We start from the raw sequence: 16,631 nt of genomic DNA, 5'->3' as shown, positions 1-16,631 counted from the left end.
TCCCCTATTTGGCGTGGCAAAAATCGAGCTTGTCTTGAGAAATCACTTCAATGCTATCAGTAAGATCATTGTCCAGCAAAGATATTTCGACTTTTTTCAGACGATGAACGTTGCCAAAATGCAGATCATAAGTCCGACCAGCACCCCAAAAGCATGCCAATGCTTCAGAACCTGGTCTCTCGCCACGGATCGGAATGCGATACTTCAAGCCCTGATGCATTCCCGCTTTGATACCGGGTTGACGCCGGTAAACACCTGTCATGCCTGAAACACCCCCACCCACTCCCCCCGTTTCCCCCCAGACGGCTCCTCCCAAAAAGCGCCGCCCGATGCACTGGGCTGTCAAGTTGCCTTTGCTGGTCGGCGGCGTGTTGTTGGCCGGTTTGGCTTCGCTGTTGATGATTGTGGCGATTGCCATGGCCATGGCCTACCCCAATCTGCCCGATGTCTCGGAGTTGTCTGACTACCGCCCGAAATTGCCGCTGCGCGTCTTTTCGGCCGAAGGCACCCTGATTGGGGAATTTGGTGAGGAACGGCGCCATCTGACGCCCATCAAAGACATCCCCAAGGTCATGAAAGATGCGGTGCTGGCCATCGAAGATGCCCGGTTCTATCAGCATGGCGGGGTGGATTACATTGGTGTGGCACGCGCCGCGCTGGCGAATCTGGGCCAGATCAAGAGCCAGGGCGCGTCGACCATCACCATGCAGGTGGCGCGCAATGTGTATCTGTCGTCTGAAAAAACCTACACGCGCAAGATTTACGAGATTTTGTTGACCTTCAAGATGGAGCACTTGCTGAGCAAGGACCAGATTCTTGAGATCTACATGAACCAGATTTTTCTCGGCAACCGCGCCTATGGTTTTGCTGCAGCCTCCGAAGCCTATTTTGGCAAGCAGCTGAAGGACATCAGCGTGGCAGAAGCGGCCATGCTGGCGGGCTTACCCAAAGCCCCCTCGGCCTACAACCCCATCAGCAACCCCAAACGCGCCAAAACACGCCAGCTCTACATCATCCAGCGCATGCTTGAAAACGGCTTCATCACCCCCGAGCAGGCCGAACTCGCCACGCAAGAGGTGGTGAAGATCAGGTCCTCGGCCGACAGCGCCCAAGTGCACGCCGAATACTTCACGGAAACCGTACGTCAGCTGATTTACGCCCAGTATGGTGACTCCACCTACACCCGTGGGCTGAACGTCTACACCACGCTGCGGGCGGCTGACCAGATCGCTGCCTACCAGGCCCTGCGCCGGGGCATCATGAATTACGAACGCCGACAGGTGTACCGGGGCCCGGAGAAGTTTGTCAGCATGCCCCAGGACGCCCAAGGCACCGAAGATGTGATTGACGAGGCCCTTCTGGAGCACCCTGACAACGGTGATGTGTTGTCCGCCGTGGTGCTGGACGCCAACCCCAAGATGATCAAGGCGATCCGCCAAAACGGTGACATCGTCGAGATCACCGGTGACGGCCTCAAACCAGCACAATCGGGTTTGTCCGACAAAGCCCCCTCCAACATCAAGATCCGCCGGGGCGCGGTGATCCGCATTGTCCAGACACCCAAGTCCACCTGGGAGATCACCCAATTGCCTGAGGTCGAAGGCGCCTTTGTGGCGATTGACCCGCGGACCGGCGCGATCCGGGCACTGGTCGGTGGTTTTGATTTCGAGAAAAACAAGTTCAACCACGTCACCCAGGCCTGGCGCCAGCCGGGCTCCAGCTTCAAACCCTTTATTTACTCAGCGGCCCTTGAGAACGGGGTGACCCCAGCCACCATCGTCAACGATGGTCCGCTTTTTTTCAGCGCAGGCGTCACCGGCGGGCAGGCTTGGGAGCCCAAGAATTACGACGGCAAGTTTGAAGGCCCAATGAGCCTGCGACGCGGTTTGGCGCTGTCCAAGAACATGGTCTCGATCAGGGTTTTGCAGGTTGTCGGGGCACAACACGCCCAGGACTGGGTCACCCGTTTTGGTTTTGATGCGGAGAAACACCCGGCCTACCTGACGATGGCACTGGGTGCGGGTTCGGTCACCCCAATGCAGATGGCCACTGCCTACTCGGTGTTTGCCAATGGTGGCTACCGCGTCAACCCCTGGATTGTGTCGAGCATCACGGACCAAAAAGGCAGGGTTCTGGCTCAAACCCCGGTGCCTGTGCTTGACGAGTCGGTGCGGGCCATTGATGCGCGCAATGCCTTTGTCATGGACAGTCTGCTGCAGGAGGTGGCTCGTTCTGGCACGGCAGCCTCGGCACAAGCCAAGCTGAAGCGGCCTGACCTGTACGGCAAAACGGGTACCACCAACGACTCCATGGACGCCTGGTTCGCGGGCTTTCAGCCCAGCCTGGCGGCGGTGACCTGGATTGGTTATGACACACCGCGCAAACTGGGTAGCCGGGAAACGGGTGGTGGCTTGAGCTTGCCTGTGTGGATTGAGTTCATGGTACAAGCCCTCAAGAATGTGCCAGTGGCCGAGCTGCCGGTACCAGAAGGTGTGGTCAACATCGACGGTGAATGGTTCTTCAATGAATACACCCGATCCACCGGCATTGCCACGCTGGGGCTGGATGGCAGCGGCCAGGCGGCCAACACCCAGCAGGTGATTCCGATGCCGGCGGCGGACGAGAAAAAGAAAATCCTCGACCTGTTCAAAAACTAGACGTCCACCCGGCAACGGCCTGAAATCTAGCTCGCAGCAAACACCAGCGGGCTGCCTGATTGTTCGCTGGCAAAATGTGACAGTGAGGCAAAAAACTCGCCCTGGCCCTTGGTATCCATCCACTGTTTGCCATCAAATTGGTAGTGGTAACCACCACTTTTGGCGGCCAGCCAGATCTCCTGCAAGGGCTTTTGCAGGTTGATGACGATCTGGCTGTGGTTGGCAAACACCAGCGTCACCATGCCGCCGGTGCGCTGGTTGTCAATGTCCGCGTTGGTCGCGTCGTTGATGTGATCACAGCTGGCCTCCACGGCTTTGAGCACACGTTCCGCCTGGTCCATAAATTCAGCATCGTTCATTACAATTCCACATCATGTTGTTCCAACAAATTCTAGTCCGGGCCCTGGCTCTGTCAGCAGCAGTGTTGACACTGTCTGCCTGTGGTCAAACCGGCGCCTTGTACCTGCCCACACCCCCGGCAGGAGCCCATCGGGCCACGCTGCCCGAGTCCCTGATCCCCCAGGTCTTCTCGCGGCCCGCCGCCACACCGGACGCGGATGTGGCAAGCACCCCAGCCAAGGCCAGCAGCCAGCCTGTCGCCGCGCCCTGACCGGTCAAGGCGACGTCGGAGCCGTCACCGCACACTCCTTCATTGATAGCAATCAACCCTTTTACCTAAAGGGTCAGAGACCTTTTTCTCATATATTTGGCGGCACGCACCAGACGCCAGCCCAGCAAATAACCAAGGATGGCGGTGTACACCCACACCTCGGCCACATCGTTTTTGCCAGCACGCATCCAAAAAAAATGCAACAGCGCCAAGCCAGCCACGGCGTACACCAGCTGGTGCAGGCGCCGCCAGTGTTTGCCGCCCATCATGCGTACCACCCGATGCGGGGAGGTGAGGGCCAGAGCACATAGCAGCACAAAAGCCGCAAAGCCCACCAGAATGAAGGGCCGCTTCGGGATGTCGCGTGCGATGTCGCCCAGCTCAAAACCCATATCCAGCCAGCTGTAACACAGCAGGTGCAGGCTGGCATAAAAAAACACAAACAGTCCCAGCATGCGCCGCCAGCGCGCCAAGGCTGGCAACTGCAAACCGACACGCAAGGGTGTCAACGCCAGCACCAGACACAAAGCTCGCAGCGTCCAGTCGCCGGTGCTGCGCACCAGGGCCTGGGCCGGGTTCGCCCCCAACTGGTCAAAGACTGCCGCGCCCACCAGCACACACAGCGGCAGCAACATCAGCGCAAACAGCAGCGGTTTGCTCCAGGGGTGTAGACACAGCGCATTGACAGCTGCGGCCCAGCGCTGGATGGGCACCACAATCGCCATCAGAAGAACTTCTTGAGGTCCATGCCCGCGTACAGCTGCCCGACCTGGGCCTCGTAGCCATTAAAAAGCAGGGTTTTGCGCTTTTTGGCAAACAGCCCGTCCTCGCCGATCCGACGTTCTGTGGCCTGGCTCCAGCGCGGGTGGTCCACCGCCGGATTCACATTCGAATAAAAGCCGTACTCGCTGGCGGCGGCCTTGTTCCAGGCGGTCTGCGGCTGGTTGTCGGTGAAGCGGATTTTGACAATGCTCTTGCCACTTTTGAAACCATATTTCCAGGGCACCACCAGGCGCAGGGGTGCACCACTTTGTTTGGGCAAGACCTCGCCATACATGCCAAATGCCAGCAGGGTCAGCGGGTGCATGGCCTCGTCCAGGCGCAACCCTTCCACATACGGCCAGTCCAGCACCCGCGAACGTACTCCCGGCATGGTTTTGGGGTCGGCCAGTGTCACAAACTCCACATATTTGGCGCTGCCCAGCGGCTCCACCTTGCGGATCAGCGCCGACAGCGAGTACCCCACCCACGGGATCACCATCGACCAGCCCTCGACACAGCGCAGGCGGTAGATGCGCTCCTCCTGCGCACTGAGCTTGAGCAAATCTTCCAGCGCATAACGGCCCGGCTTTTTCACCAGCCCCTCGATTTCCACCTGCCAAGGGCTGGTGGGCAAAGCCTGGGCGTACTGCGCTGGGTCCGCCTTGTCGGTCCCAAATTCGTAGAAGTTGTTGTAGCTGCTGGCATCTTTGTAGTCGGTGACTTTCTCCATGGTCAATGCACCCGGCGTGGCGCTCTTGATGGCCGCCAGCGCAGTGTGTTTGCCAGGTGGCGCCCAGGCCTGCGCCAGCGCCTCACGTCCGGCCCAGCTGGCCAGCGCAGCACCTGCCGCCCCACTGGCCATGAGGCGGATCATGTTGCGCCGCGATTGGTAGGCCGCCAGCGGGGTGATCTCACTGGGGATGGGGTGCACAAAACCTTGTGAATTGCTTTTGATCAACATGCCGATGGTCCTTGGGAAAAGCGAATGGGGTGTCTGTCAGAAAGATTTACGCACAAATAGTTTCACCCCTGTTGGTCAAGGGTTGGTAAAGACACTGTGTACGCAGAACCCAAGTCGCTCAATTGCGGACGAAAAAAAAGCAGCCCACCCGTTGGCGGCTGCTTTTTGGGAGGGGCCAGCGGGCTTGTTCAAGCCCTGGGCGCCCGCAGCCTTACTTGAGGCTGGCCACGTACTCGGCCACGGCCTTGATGTCGCGGTCGTTGAGCTTGGCCGCCACACCGGTCATTTGCAGATTGTTGTTGCGCTCACCACTGCGGAAGGTGTTGAGTTGTGTCACCACGTAATTGGCTTGTTGGCCTTTCAGACGCGGGTACTGGGCCGGGATACCAGCCGCAGCCGGGCCATGGCAGCCAGCACAGGCCGGGATGTTGCGGTCCAGCACACCACCGAGGTAAATGCGTTTGCCCTGCGCAATCAGGTCGGCATCGGCGGCGGTGCCAGGGGCGGCCTTGTTGGTGGTCACCCAGTAGGCGATGTTTTTCATGTCCTCGTCACTCAACATCGCGGAAAAACCGAGCATGATGGCGTTTTGACGTTTGCCGGTCTTGAATTCTTGCAACTGTTTGACCAGGTACTCGGGATGCTGTTGGGCCAGCTTGGGGTAATCGGGTACCAAGGAATTGCCATCCGGTCCATGGCAGGCGACACACACCGCGGTAAAGCTGGCTTGACCCTTGGCCAAATCCGGCTTGGCTGCCGCAGCAGCCTCTTGCGCAAAACCAGACACTGCCGACATAGTCAGCGATGCAGCGACCAACACAGAGGAGATGAGCTTCATAGAGATCCCGGACAAGTCGTGAGTACAAAAACCACTTGATTCTACAATGCTCGATTGCTTTAGATTGCCCCCATGACCATTCAAACCAGCCCCGCCGACCCCAAATTGCCGAGCGTCGCCGCGCCTGTCACCACAGGCATCACCGCTGCCGAGGCGCTGGGCTGGATGCACACGGCCAAATTCCTGACAACCGCCCCTCAGCTGCATTTTTTGCCGCCCCTCAGTGTGCCTGAGATCGCTTTTGTCGGCCGCTCCAATGCCGGCAAGTCGACCTGCATCAACACTCTGACACAGCAGAAGCAGCTGGCGTTTGCCTCCAAAAAACCAGGCCGCACACAACACATCAACCTGTTTTCTTTGGGCAAGCAAGGCGTGACCGACGCGGTGCTGGCCGATTTACCCGGCTACGGCTACGCCGCTGTGCCCAAGCAGGACAAGATCCGCTGGCAACAGGTGATGGCCAACTATTTGGTGACGCGTGAGAACCTGAAAGCCATTGTGCTGATGTGTGACCCGCGCCATGGCCTGACCGAACTTGACGAGATCCTGCTCGACGTGGTGCGCCCGCGGGTGGAAGAGGGCCTGAAGTTTCTGGTGGTGTTGACCAAGGCTGACAAACTGACCCGCTCGGAGCAGACCAAGGCCCTGTCGATCATGAAATTGCAGGCCGGTGGCGGCGAAGTGAGGCTGTTTTCAGCCACCAAACGCCAGGGCATTGAGGACGTTGCCACCTTGCTGTGGCAGTGGGCACACCCCGAGGCCACCAGCGCTGCGGCTGCCGCCGCATCGATCAGTCCATCCAACTGATATCAAATCAATAGCTGCTAGCCCTTTGATCATAAGGGCTAGAGGCCAATTTATTGATAAAAGTCAACCTCGCCCGGCGGTCGATCCTTGAAGCGTTTGTGCACCCAGTAGTACTGCTCGGGCATGGTGTTGATGTAGGTTTGCAGCTCTGCGTTCATACGTGCCGTGTCGGCGGTGGCGTCATCACTGGGGAAGTCTGACCAGGCCGGCAACACCTCCACGCTATAGCCCGTGCGGGTCAGCCGCGTGATCACCGGCACCACCTTGGCGCGCCCGAGTTTGGCAAAACGTGACAGGCTCGGCACCGTGGCCGCACTCACCCCGTAAAACGGGACAAACACCGACTCATTGAGGCCAAAGTTCATGTCGGGCAGCAGGTACAGCGGGTCACCCGCACGCAGCGCCGCCACAATGCTCTTGACACCATCGGCGCGCCCAAACAGGTGGCTGCGGCCAAACCGCTGGCGACCGGCCAGAATCCAGGCGTCCATCAGTTTGTTGGTCTGGTCGGTATAAATTGTGGTGAAGTGGCGCGGCAACTGCTGGGTCAGCGCACTCCAGCCCGCATCCAGCCCGACAAAATGCGGCGCAAAAATCACCACCGGCTCGTTGCCAGCCAAGGCTTGTACATCACCCGTGAGCTTCAAACGCTCACGCACCCGCTGCGGCGCACCATGCCAGAGCCAGCTGCGGTCCAGCCAAGCCTGCGCAAAATAGACAAACATCCGCCGTGTACGCTGGCGGCACTCTGCATCGCTCAGTTGGGGAAAACACAGGCGCAAATTGGTTCTGACGATCCGTCGGCGCGGTACCACAAACAGATACAACAAAACACCCAACACCACCCCGAGCGCGCGCACCCAGGCCAGCGGCAAAGGAGACAGGGCGCGCATCATGAGCAAACTCAGACGGCTCAGCATGGGGCCGACTCCCGCCAGGGGCGTCGTGTCAACACCTGAGCCAATCCAACACAGGAACGCGACGGGCCGCGACAACAGATCGACAACACACAGAATCTTTTCATGAGGTATGGGCCGTTTCACGCGGTTGTTTGTAGCGCGCGTAGCCCCACAGATATTGGGCAGGGCACTGCGCAATCAGCCCCTGCATAGCCTGATTCACAACGGTAGCGGCCTGTGTTAGGTCAGGCGGCAAAGGGGCGTCCAAGGGCTCAACATGCACCCGAAAGCCACGCCCCCATGGCAACCGCTCACCCCAGGCCAGCAACACCGTGGCGCCAGTCTGTTGCACCAGCCGCACCGACAAGGTCATGGTGTACGCGTCACGTCCAAAAAACGGTGCCATCACCCCCATGCCAAGTGGGGGCACCTGGTCGGGCAGCAGGCCGACCGCTTCACCTTTTTTCAGCGCCTTGATCAGTTGCTTGACACCCGACAGGGTGGTGGGTGCAGTCAGCAGCCCCGGGCGCTGACGCGAGGCCATCACCATCGCCCGCAGCCAGGCCTGACGCGGCGGGCGAAACAACACCGTCATCGGCTTGGCGATCTGTCCATACCGCTGCGCATAGGCTTGAGCGGTGATTTCGAAGCAGCCCAGATGCGGCGTCAAAAAAACCACGCCAGAGCCCCGGGCCAGCGCAGCCTCCACATGCTGTTCACCATCCCACAGCACCGGAACCGGGCGCCCCAGCCACAAACGCGGCAACTCGGCCACCAACTTGCCACTTTCACCCACCGCTGCCAACCAGTCCGACCTGGCCATGCCGGCCTGGTCTGCACTGGCCACAAAGCGGCGCCGATAGATCCCTGATGCAGCAAACACCAGCCAACCGAGCAACCAGCCCAGCGCATGCAGCCAGCTCAGAGGCAGTCTGGACAGCAATTTGAAAAAAATGGTCATGGTGTGAGCTAAACTTGACACTGTCGCTGAGTTACGGAACTACTTGCAGGGCGACACACACAAGCAGCCGCCCCACACGGGTCGCCATTGTGCCTTGTCAACTCGTTGACATATCTGCTAAAGCGTTCGCCGAAAGCTCCCCAAGCCAAAAGCAACGCAAAAAGGTTGTTAACTTTTACTTAGGAGCTTTTTTCATGGCAAACGACTTTCTCTTCACCTCCGAATCCGTCTCTGAAGGCCATCCCGACAAGGTGGCGGATCAGATTTCCGACGCGATCCTGGATGCCATCTTCACCCAAGACCCGCGCAGCCGCGTGGCAGCCGAAACCCTGACCAACACCGGTCTGGTGGTGCTGGCCGGTGAAATCACCACCAACGCCCATGTCGATTACATCCAGGTCGCGCGCGACACCATCAAACGCATTGGCTACGACAACACCGAGTACGGCATCGACTACAAGGGTTGCGCGGTGCTGGTGGCCTACGACAAACAAAGCAATGACATCGCCCAGGGGGTGGACCACGCCAGTGACGACCATCTGAACACCGGTGCGGGTGACCAGGGCCTGATGTTTGGTTACGCATGCAACGAAACGCCTGAGCTCATGCCCGCGCCCATCTATTACGCCCACCGCCTGGTGGAGCGCCAGGCGCAGTTGCGCAAAGACGGCCGCCTGCCCTTTTTGCGCCCGGACGCCAAGAGCCAGGTCACCATGCGTTATGTGGACGGCAAACCCCACAGCATCGACACCGTGGTGCTGTCCAGCCAACACGCCCCGGAGTACAGCCTGGGCCACAAGATGACCGATGCCTTCTATGAGGCGGTGCGTGAAGAGATCATCAAGCCAGTGTTACCCAAAGAATGGCTGACCGAAGACACAAAATACCTTATTAACCCGACCGGCCGTTTTGTTATCGGTGGCCCGCAAGGTGACTGTGGTCTGACCGGTCGCAAGATCATTGTGGACACTTACGGTGGCGCTTGCCCGCACGGTGGCGGCGCCTTCAGCGGCAAAGACCCGAGCAAGGTGGATCGCTCAGCCGCCTACGCTGCCCGTTACGTCGCCAAAAACGTGGTGGCAGCCGGTCTGGCCCGTCAGTGCCAGGTGCAGGTGGCCTACGCCATTGGCGTGGCAAAACCCATGAACGTGACCATCTACACCGAAGGCACCGGCGTGATCCCGGACGAACAGATTGCCGCACTGGTGGGTCTGCACTTTGACCTGCGCCCCAAGGGCATCATCCAGATGCTTGACCTGCTGCGTCCGATCTACGAAAAAACCGCTGCCTACGGCCACTTTGGCCGCGAGGAACCCGAGTTCACCTGGGAGCGTACCGACAAAGCCGCCGTGCTGCGCGACGCGGCCGGTCTGTAAAAACGGTCCCTGAGCCCAGACCAACCCGCATGCAGCGCACCATCTTCACCACACCGGTGGTTAATGCGCTGTGTCGCTGGTTGTCACTGGCTTACCTCAAGCTGGCAGGTTGGCGGGTGTTGGGCAACTTGCCAGCAGAGGCGCAGCGCAGTGTGTTCATTGCAGCGCCACACACCAGCAACTGGGACCTGCCCTACACCTTGATGGTGGCGTTTGTCCTGCGGCTCAATGTGCACTGGATGGGCAAGGCCAGCATCTTCCGTTTTCCTTTTGGGGGTGTGATGCGCTGGCTGGGCGGCATTTCGGTGGACCGCTCCAAAGCCAACAACCTCGTCGCAGCATCAGCCAACGCCATTTGCAAGGCAAGTGGTGCGCTACAGCTGATCGTGCCCCCAGAAGGCACACGCAGCAAAACGCGTTATTGGAAAACCGGCTTCTACCACATCGCCCAAAGCGCCCAGGTGCCGATCGTGATGGCCTACATGGATTACAGCCGCAAGGTCAGCGGCCTGGGCCCCCTGTTTTACCCAACGGGTGATCTGGAAGCCGACATGCGCAGCATCAAGGCGTTTTACGCGCCGTTCAAAGGCAAGAACGCCACCCAGTTCCAGGCCGATTAAGCTGGCCGCCAAGAGGCCAGCAAATCCACAAAGTCGGGCAAAGGCAGGGGGCGACTGAACAGGTAACCCTGCAATAAATCACAGCGGTGCACCGTGCTTAAAAAGTAACGCTGGGCCTCGTTTTCCACACCCTCGGCCACCACTTTGAGTTTGAGGCTGTGTGCCAGACCGATGGTGGCAGCGCAGATGGCCACGTTGTTGTTATCTGACTCGATGTTGGCGACAAAGGATCGGTCGATTTTTAACTGGTCCAGCGGCAAACGGCTCAGGTATGCCAAGGACGAATAACCGGTGCCAAAGTCATCCAGCGAAAAGCCGACACCCTGGCCCTTGAGCTTATTCATCATGCCCACAATCTCATCAATGTTGCCGGCAAAAATGCTCTCAGTCAGCTCCAGCTTGAGCAGCTTGGCTTGGGCACCGGTACGCGCCAGTGTGGCCAAAACCTGAGCCGCAAAGTCGGGCGCCTTGAACTGCTGGGCGCTGACATTCACCGCCAACACCAAGTCCTTCATCTCGGGCTGATGAGCCCAGGCCGCCAGCTGCACACAAGCCTGCTCCAGCACCCACTGACCCAGCGGCAGGATCAGGCCGGTGCGCTCAGCGTGGGGAACAAAGTCCCCAGGGGGCACCAAACCGCGCTCTGGATGGTGCCAGCGCAACAAAGCCTCTGCCCCCACAATGCGCCCACTGCTGCCCGACACCTGGGGCTGGTAATACAGTTCCAGTTGTCCAGCCTGGATCGCCTGGCGCAGATCAAGCTCCAGCCGGGCATGGGACAGCGCCACCGATTCCATGACCGGGTCAAAAAAGGCGAAGGTGTTGCCCCCGAGGCTTTTGGCCTGGTACATCGCCATGTCGGCTTGTTTGAGCACATCATCCACCGATGTCTCTTGCCCGCCCAAAAACGTGACGCCCATGCTGGCCGTGCTGTAGAAGTCGGTGTGGGCGAACACATAGGGCTGGGCCAGCGCCTGGAGCAACTTCTGGCACACCAGCTCCACATCAACAGCCGCCAGCTCCTGGTTGCGAGCCTCGAGCTGCGGCAACAACACCACAAACTCATCGCCCCCAATACGTGCCACGGTGTCACACTGGCGCAGGTTGTCCACCAACCGGGCCGCCACCCACTGCAACAACTGGTCGCCACTGGCGTGCCCTTGGGTGTCATTGAGGGTCTTGAAGTTGTCCAGATCCAGATACAGCACCGCGCAGCAGCTACCCGAGCGTGCGCTGGCAGCGGCAGTTTGCTGCAAACGGTCGCGCAACAAGGTGCGGTTGGGCAGGCCCGTTAGCGGGTCAAAAAACGCCAGTTTCCTGACCTCCTCCTCTGCATGCTTTTGCGCCGAAATGTCAATGTAATTGCCGATGTAGTGGGTCACCAGCCCCTGCGCATCTTTGACCGAAGAAATCGACAACCACTGCGGAAACACCTCACCGTTTTTGCGGGTGGTCCAGACTTCACCCTGCCACTTCCCTGTCTGCTCGACGCTGGCCCACTGGGCGGCGTAGAAATCGGCGCCCAATCGGTCTGAGCGCAAGATAGCTGCGGGCCGCCCCACGATCTCCTGCGCGCTGTAACCGGTGGACTCGGTCAGCGCCTGATTGACACGCTGGACAATCCCATGGACATCGGCCACCAAGGTACTTTGCTGTGACTCAAAGGCGGTGGCGGCGATGCGCAACTCGGTGTCGGCTTGTTTGCGTTGTGTGATGTCAGTGCCCACACCGAGGTAACCGATGAACATGCCCAAGGCGTCAAACACCGGGTCACCGCTGACACTGACATACAAGGGGCTTGTGTTCGCGCCCTGGTGTGCCACCTCGAGGTCACGAAATGGCAGATGGGCATCCAGCACCGCCCGATGGGCCTGCCAGTCGTTGGTGCTGGGCACGATGGTGGGTACATCCCAGATCAAACGACCCAGGAAAACGGTTTGACAAAACACCGGGTCGGCGGCTTCGCGCGCACTGAAGGTCCGCTGGGTGAAGCGGTGCTGGGCGTCGCTTTCCCAATAAAAGTCGGACGACATTTCGGTCAGGCTGCGAAACCGGGCTTCACTCTCACGCAGCTGCGCTTCACTGGCCGTGAGTGCCTGGGTGCGCTCGGCCACCCGCTGGTCAAGCACCCGGTTGGCCTCTTCCAGCAAGGTTTTCTGGATGTTCAGAGAGCGCTGACCTCGTTGCACCACCGCCACCAGCACCACATACAGCAACACAAACACAGCGGCAATCAAACCACCCACCCGCCACAGGGTGTGTTCGATGCGCTGAATCAGTCGGGTGACATCCTGGTACTGCTCAAAAACAGCAACCAGTTGCCCGTTGTGCTGAACCGGCACATAACTCGACATCAGATCCACATTGAGCAGCACCCCCTCGGGGCCCGCAAACTGGTCGCTGTGGACCAGATCGCTGGCCACCTGGCCAGCACGTGCCGAGAGGAATCGGGCATGGCGACTCTTGTCCTCACCAATCTGCGCCGCTTCGGTCGAAAAAAGTGTCAGCCCCTCCAGGCTGTAGATCTTGACCTTGACAATGTCGGAGCTACGCAGCCAAGCCCTGAGTTTGGTGTTTAACTCGGCCACCTCAGGCAACGCCTGCAGGGCCTGGGGTGTTTTGCCAGCCGATATCTGTGTCAAACCTTGAATGTCCTGCTGCAAAAAGTTTCCCAGCAGTTGGGTCATACTGATGTTGCGCTCAATCGCCGTGCGCTCCATCTGGGCCAGCTCCTGCTGCCGGACCAGGGTTCCCAGCAGGACACCTGCCAACAACAACAGCCCAAAAGACAACAGGGGAAAGTAGCGGGTCAGGGTGAAGGCGCGCATCTTGATGCTGGCGTGATCTTTTGGGGTGACAGGGTGCAGATTACCAGCAATATGTCGGGTAAGGCGCCCCATTCACCGAGTATGCCCGGCTTTAATGGAAATCCCGGCTGCTGGTGGGCAAGTCACCCAGCAGCGGGGTCAGGTCGCGCAAATGGCCCGCCACCACATGGCAGACTTGGCCGCCACTGTCCACGTCGCGTTGCCAGGTGCCGTGCACCACCAGCAAGCGGGCATGCAACAACTCACTGCGCTGACGCTCTTTTAAGGCCTTCCAGACAATCACGTTGACAGTGCCGGTTTCGTCCTCCAGTGTGACAAAGGTGACCCCGTGCGCCGTGCCGGGACTTTGCCGCATGGTGACCAGGCCGCAGGTCCGCACCAGGCGGCCATGCGGCAAGACACGCAATTGACTTGCCGTCAAAAGCCTCAAATTTGATAGCTGATGACGCAGAAGGGATAAGGGGTGAGAGCGTAAAGTGAGCCCAACTGCCGCATAGTCAAAGCGCACCTCCTCGCTTTCGGACGCGGCGGGCAGCAGCAGCGGACTTTCATGGACTGGGGCCACACGCAAGAGCTCTGGTGCACGGTGCAAAGCACTGCTCTCCCAGACCTGCTGGCGGCGGTGGCCTGACAGGCTGACCAAGGCATCGGCGCTGGCCAGGGCGCTGAGTTCGGTTGTATCGAGCCCGGCTCGCAGGGCCAGGTCTTCGGTGCTGGTGAAAGGCTGGGTGAACCGGGCTTGTGTGATGCGGGTGGCCGCCTGCTGACTCAGTCCGCTGACCAGACACAGCCCCAGACGCACCGCAGGCTGTTGGCGCGGACCGGGTACCGAGTCCGCGGCGCCAGAAGGCGCCAGCACACACGCCCAGTGGCTGTGCAACACATCCACCGGCAACACCGTCACCCCATGGCGCTGGGCGTCCTGCACCAGTTGGGACGGGCCATAAAACCCCATGGGTTGGCTGTTGAGCAAAGCCGCCAGAAAACAAGCTGGTTCATGTTGTTTGAGCCAGCAACTGGCCCACACCAACAGAGCAAAACTGGCGGCATGGCTCTCTGGAAAGCCGTATTCACCAAAACCTTCGATCTGTTTGAAGATGTTTTCCGCGAAGGTTTCGTCATACCCGTTGTGCACCATCTGCTTGACCAGCCGATCATGGAACTTGTGGACACCCCCCTTGCGTTTCCAGGCGGCCATGGAGCGACGCAGATCGTCAGCCTCACCCGGTGTGAAGTCGGCGGCAATCATGGCGATCTGCATCACCTGTTCCTGGAAAATCGGAACCCCATGGGTGCGCACCAGGGCCGCCTTGAGCGCCTCGCTCGGGTAGACCACCTGGTCCGGGTGAACGCGGGCCTTCAGGTACGGGTGCACCATGCCGCCCTGGATCGGCCCCGGACGCACGATAGCCACCTCCACCACCAAGTCATAAAAGCAGCGTGGTTTGAGTCGCGGCAGCATGCTCATCTGGGCGCGGCTCTCGATCTGGAACACGCCCACGGTATCGGCACGGCAAATCATGCCAAAGGTGGCGTCATCATGCGCCGGGATGTCCTGCATGGCAAACGATTGACCGCGCCGGGTGCTGACCAGTTCAAGGCAACGGCGGATGGCGCTGAGCATGCCCAGGGCCAGCACATCCACTTTCAGCAGCCCCATAGCGTCCAGGTCGTCCTTGTCCCACTGGACCACCGAGCGATCCGGCATGGCCGCGTTTTCTACCGGCACCAGCCGGGTCAGAGGCCCCTGGGTGAGCACAAAACCGCCCGGATGCTGGCTCAGGTGCCGCGGAAAACCCTGAATCTGCGCACTCAGGTCCAGCCACAGCGCCAGCAGCTGCTCTGGCGGTGTGACAAAGTCCGGGCCCAACCGGTCCAACGCCGCCTGCAGCCGCTCGGACAACACGGTGCGTGAGTACATGCCGGGGTGCTCCCGCGCCAGCGCGGTGATCAAGGCTTCGTCGATACCCAGTGCCCGCCCTACATCCCGCAAACCACTGCGCGGCCGGTAGCTGCTCACCACCGCTGTCAGCGCGGCACGCTCACGCCCGTACTTGGTGTAGATGTACTGGATCACCTCTTCGCGGCGCTGGTGTTCAAAGTCCACATCAATGTCGGGCGGCTCGTGCCGTTCCCGGCTGATAAAACGCTCAAACAAGAGGCTGCTGCGCGCCGGGTCCACCTCGGTCACACCCAGGCAATAACACACGGCCGAATTGGCCGCCGAGCCACGCCCTTGGCACAAAATGCCCTGAGACCGGGCAAACGCGACGATGTCGTGCACCGTCAAGAAATACATCTCGTAATGCAGCTCGCTGATCAGCGCCAGCTCGTGGTCCAGTTGCTGCTGCACATCGGGGGGCACACCGGCCGGGTAACGCCGGGCGGCACCTTCCCAAGTGAATTGGCGCAGGGTCTGCGCCGGGGTCAGGCCCGGCAACACCGCCTCTAGCGGGTAGTGGTAACGCAGCTCGTCCAGGCTGAACGTGCAGCGCGCGGCAAGGCTGAGGGTATTGGCCAGCAGTTCAGGCGGGTAAAGCTGCAGCAGCCGCTCACGGGCACGCAAATGGTTCTCCGCGTTGGGCAACAAGGCCAAACCACAGTCGGCCAGCGGCTGGCCCTGGCGCACGGCGGTGACCACGTCCTGCAACGGTTTGCGTGAACGCACATGCATCAGCACCTCACCCACCGCCACCAGGGGCACACGCGTGAGCCGAGAGAGCTGGCTGAGTTTGTGCAACAGCACCCGGTCCCGGGTCTGCAGGAGCTGCGTCACGCCGAGCCAGAGATGTGTGCCAAACAGGCCTCTAGCCCTTATACATAAAGCGCTGGATGCTTCTAATGACATAGCATCTGACAGACACAGAATCACTTCACAACCACGCAAGTTGGCCCACGCCGGATCTGGCCAGCACACGTGGTACTGGCCCTTGGGCGCGCTGCGCCGCGCGCTTGTGATGAATTCACACAGATCACCCCAGGCGCCCAGATCACGCGGCAAGGCGATGAGGGTGAAGGACAGACCAGGCGAGTAGTCACCCAAAGGCACGGTGAAACCGGCACCAGGCAGCAGTTTGAGTCCACACTTTTTGGCTTCAAGGTGGGCCCGCACCACACCGGCCACCGAACACTCGTCGGTGATCGCCAGCGCCGCATAACCCAGCGCATGGGCACGTTCAACCAGTTCTTCGGGGTGGGAGGCGCCGCGCTGGAAGCTGAAGTTGCTCAGGCAATACAGCTCGGCATAAGCAGCGCCTGAAGGCGGCAGTGCTGCAGCCTGCGCCGAGGCAGGAGAAGACATGAACACCTCAC

The 16,631-nt window shown here is 60.1% G+C and carries 14 protein-coding genes; 5 read left to right on the top strand and 9 right to left on the bottom strand.

Annotation, left to right across the window (positions count from 1 at the left end; all coding sequences use genetic code 11):
- Positions 1 to 4: 4 nt before the first annotated feature.
- Positions 5 to 418: a hypothetical protein gene (locus tag FDG13_RS21005; protein ID WP_255435108.1), complete on the bottom strand. Its 414-nt coding sequence runs from the start codon at positions 416 to 418 to the stop codon at positions 5 to 7.
- Between FDG13_RS21005 and FDG13_RS05175 the strand changes: the two genes are divergently transcribed.
- Complete coding sequence (locus FDG13_RS05175) at positions 417 to 2,657, top strand: penicillin-binding protein 1A (protein WP_370528167.1); 2,241 nt, start codon at positions 417 to 419, stop codon at positions 2,655 to 2,657. The genes FDG13_RS21005 and FDG13_RS05175 overlap by 2 nt on opposite strands.
- A gap of 26 nt (positions 2,658 to 2,683) precedes the next feature.
- On the opposite strand, the gene cyaY is transcribed toward FDG13_RS05175, so the two are convergent.
- On the bottom strand, positions 2,684 to 3,016 hold the full coding sequence (gene cyaY / locus FDG13_RS05170; RefSeq protein ID WP_180125748.1) for an iron donor protein CyaY: 333 nt from the start codon (positions 3,014 to 3,016) through the stop codon (positions 2,684 to 2,686).
- Between the two features lie 14 nt (positions 3,017 to 3,030).
- Between cyaY and FDG13_RS05165 the strand changes: the two genes are divergently transcribed.
- The gene (locus tag FDG13_RS05165) at positions 3,031 to 3,267 is read left to right on the top strand and encodes a lipoprotein (protein ID WP_218942630.1); all 237 of its coding nucleotides are present in this window, start codon (positions 3,031 to 3,033) and stop codon (positions 3,265 to 3,267) included.
- A gap of 65 nt (positions 3,268 to 3,332) precedes the next feature.
- On the opposite strand, the gene FDG13_RS05160 is transcribed toward FDG13_RS05165, so the two are convergent.
- From FDG13_RS05160 to FDG13_RS05150, 3 genes are all read right to left on the bottom strand, one after another.
- On the bottom strand, positions 3,333 to 3,992 hold the full coding sequence (locus FDG13_RS05160; protein WP_180125747.1) for a sulfite oxidase heme-binding subunit YedZ: 660 nt from the start codon (positions 3,990 to 3,992) through the stop codon (positions 3,333 to 3,335).
- Positions 3,992 to 4,990 carry a protein-methionine-sulfoxide reductase catalytic subunit MsrP gene (gene msrP / locus FDG13_RS05155; RefSeq protein WP_180125746.1) on the bottom strand — a complete coding sequence of 333 codons (999 nt, stop codon included), beginning with the start codon at positions 4,988 to 4,990 and terminating at the stop codon, positions 3,992 to 3,994. Before msrP ends, FDG13_RS05160 begins: the two co-directional genes overlap by 1 nt.
- A 211-nt stretch (positions 4,991 to 5,201) precedes the next feature.
- Positions 5,202 to 5,828: a cytochrome c gene (locus FDG13_RS05150; RefSeq protein WP_180125745.1), complete on the bottom strand. Its 627-nt coding sequence runs from the start codon at positions 5,826 to 5,828 to the stop codon at positions 5,202 to 5,204.
- Between the two features lie 72 nt (positions 5,829 to 5,900).
- Here FDG13_RS05150 and yihA point away from each other — a divergent pair, with 72 nt between their 5' ends.
- A complete protein-coding gene (gene yihA / locus FDG13_RS05145) occupies positions 5,901 to 6,635 on the top strand; it encodes a ribosome biogenesis GTP-binding protein YihA/YsxC (protein WP_370528166.1) in 735 nt (244 codons plus the stop codon).
- 50 nt (positions 6,636 to 6,685) lie between these two features.
- Here the strand turns inward: yihA and FDG13_RS05140 are convergent, their stop codons facing one another.
- Positions 6,686 to 7,555, bottom strand: a complete 870-nt coding sequence (locus FDG13_RS05140; protein WP_180125744.1) for a lipid A biosynthesis acyltransferase — start codon at positions 7,553 to 7,555, stop codon at positions 6,686 to 6,688.
- Between the two features lie 100 nt (positions 7,556 to 7,655).
- The gene (locus tag FDG13_RS05135; protein WP_180125743.1) at positions 7,656 to 8,495 is read right to left on the bottom strand and encodes a lysophospholipid acyltransferase family protein; all 840 of its coding nucleotides are present in this window, start codon (positions 8,493 to 8,495) and stop codon (positions 7,656 to 7,658) included.
- A 194-nt stretch (positions 8,496 to 8,689) separates the two neighbouring features.
- On the opposite strand from FDG13_RS05135, the gene metK reads away from it, so the two are divergent.
- The gene (metK, locus tag FDG13_RS05130) at positions 8,690 to 9,871 is read left to right on the top strand and encodes a methionine adenosyltransferase (protein ID WP_180125742.1); all 1,182 of its coding nucleotides are present in this window, start codon (positions 8,690 to 8,692) and stop codon (positions 9,869 to 9,871) included.
- A 29-nt stretch (positions 9,872 to 9,900) separates the two neighbouring features.
- Positions 9,901 to 10,491: a lysophospholipid acyltransferase family protein gene (locus tag FDG13_RS05125; RefSeq protein WP_180125741.1), complete on the top strand. Its 591-nt coding sequence runs from the start codon at positions 9,901 to 9,903 to the stop codon at positions 10,489 to 10,491.
- Here FDG13_RS05125 and FDG13_RS05120 read toward each other — a convergent pair.
- Both FDG13_RS05120 and FDG13_RS05115 read right to left on the bottom strand, forming a co-directional pair.
- Positions 10,488 to 13,319 carry a bifunctional diguanylate cyclase/phosphodiesterase gene (locus FDG13_RS05120; RefSeq protein WP_180125740.1) on the bottom strand — a complete coding sequence of 944 codons (2,832 nt, stop codon included), beginning with the start codon at positions 13,317 to 13,319 and terminating at the stop codon, positions 10,488 to 10,490. The two genes, FDG13_RS05125 and FDG13_RS05120, sit on opposite strands and share 4 nt — an antisense overlap.
- 91 nt (positions 13,320 to 13,410) lie before the next feature.
- On the bottom strand, positions 13,411 to 16,620 hold the full coding sequence (locus FDG13_RS05115; protein WP_180125739.1) for an error-prone DNA polymerase: 3,210 nt from the start codon (positions 16,618 to 16,620) through the stop codon (positions 13,411 to 13,413).
- Between the last annotated feature and the right edge of the window lie 11 nt (positions 16,621 to 16,631).

Source organism: Rhodoferax sp. BLA1, from assembly GCF_013416775.1.
Taxonomy (GTDB): Bacteria; Pseudomonadota; Gammaproteobacteria; order Burkholderiales; family Burkholderiaceae_C; genus Rhodoferax.
Note: the sequence above shows the minus strand (reverse complement) of the source record. Positions and strands in the feature narration are given on the sequence as shown.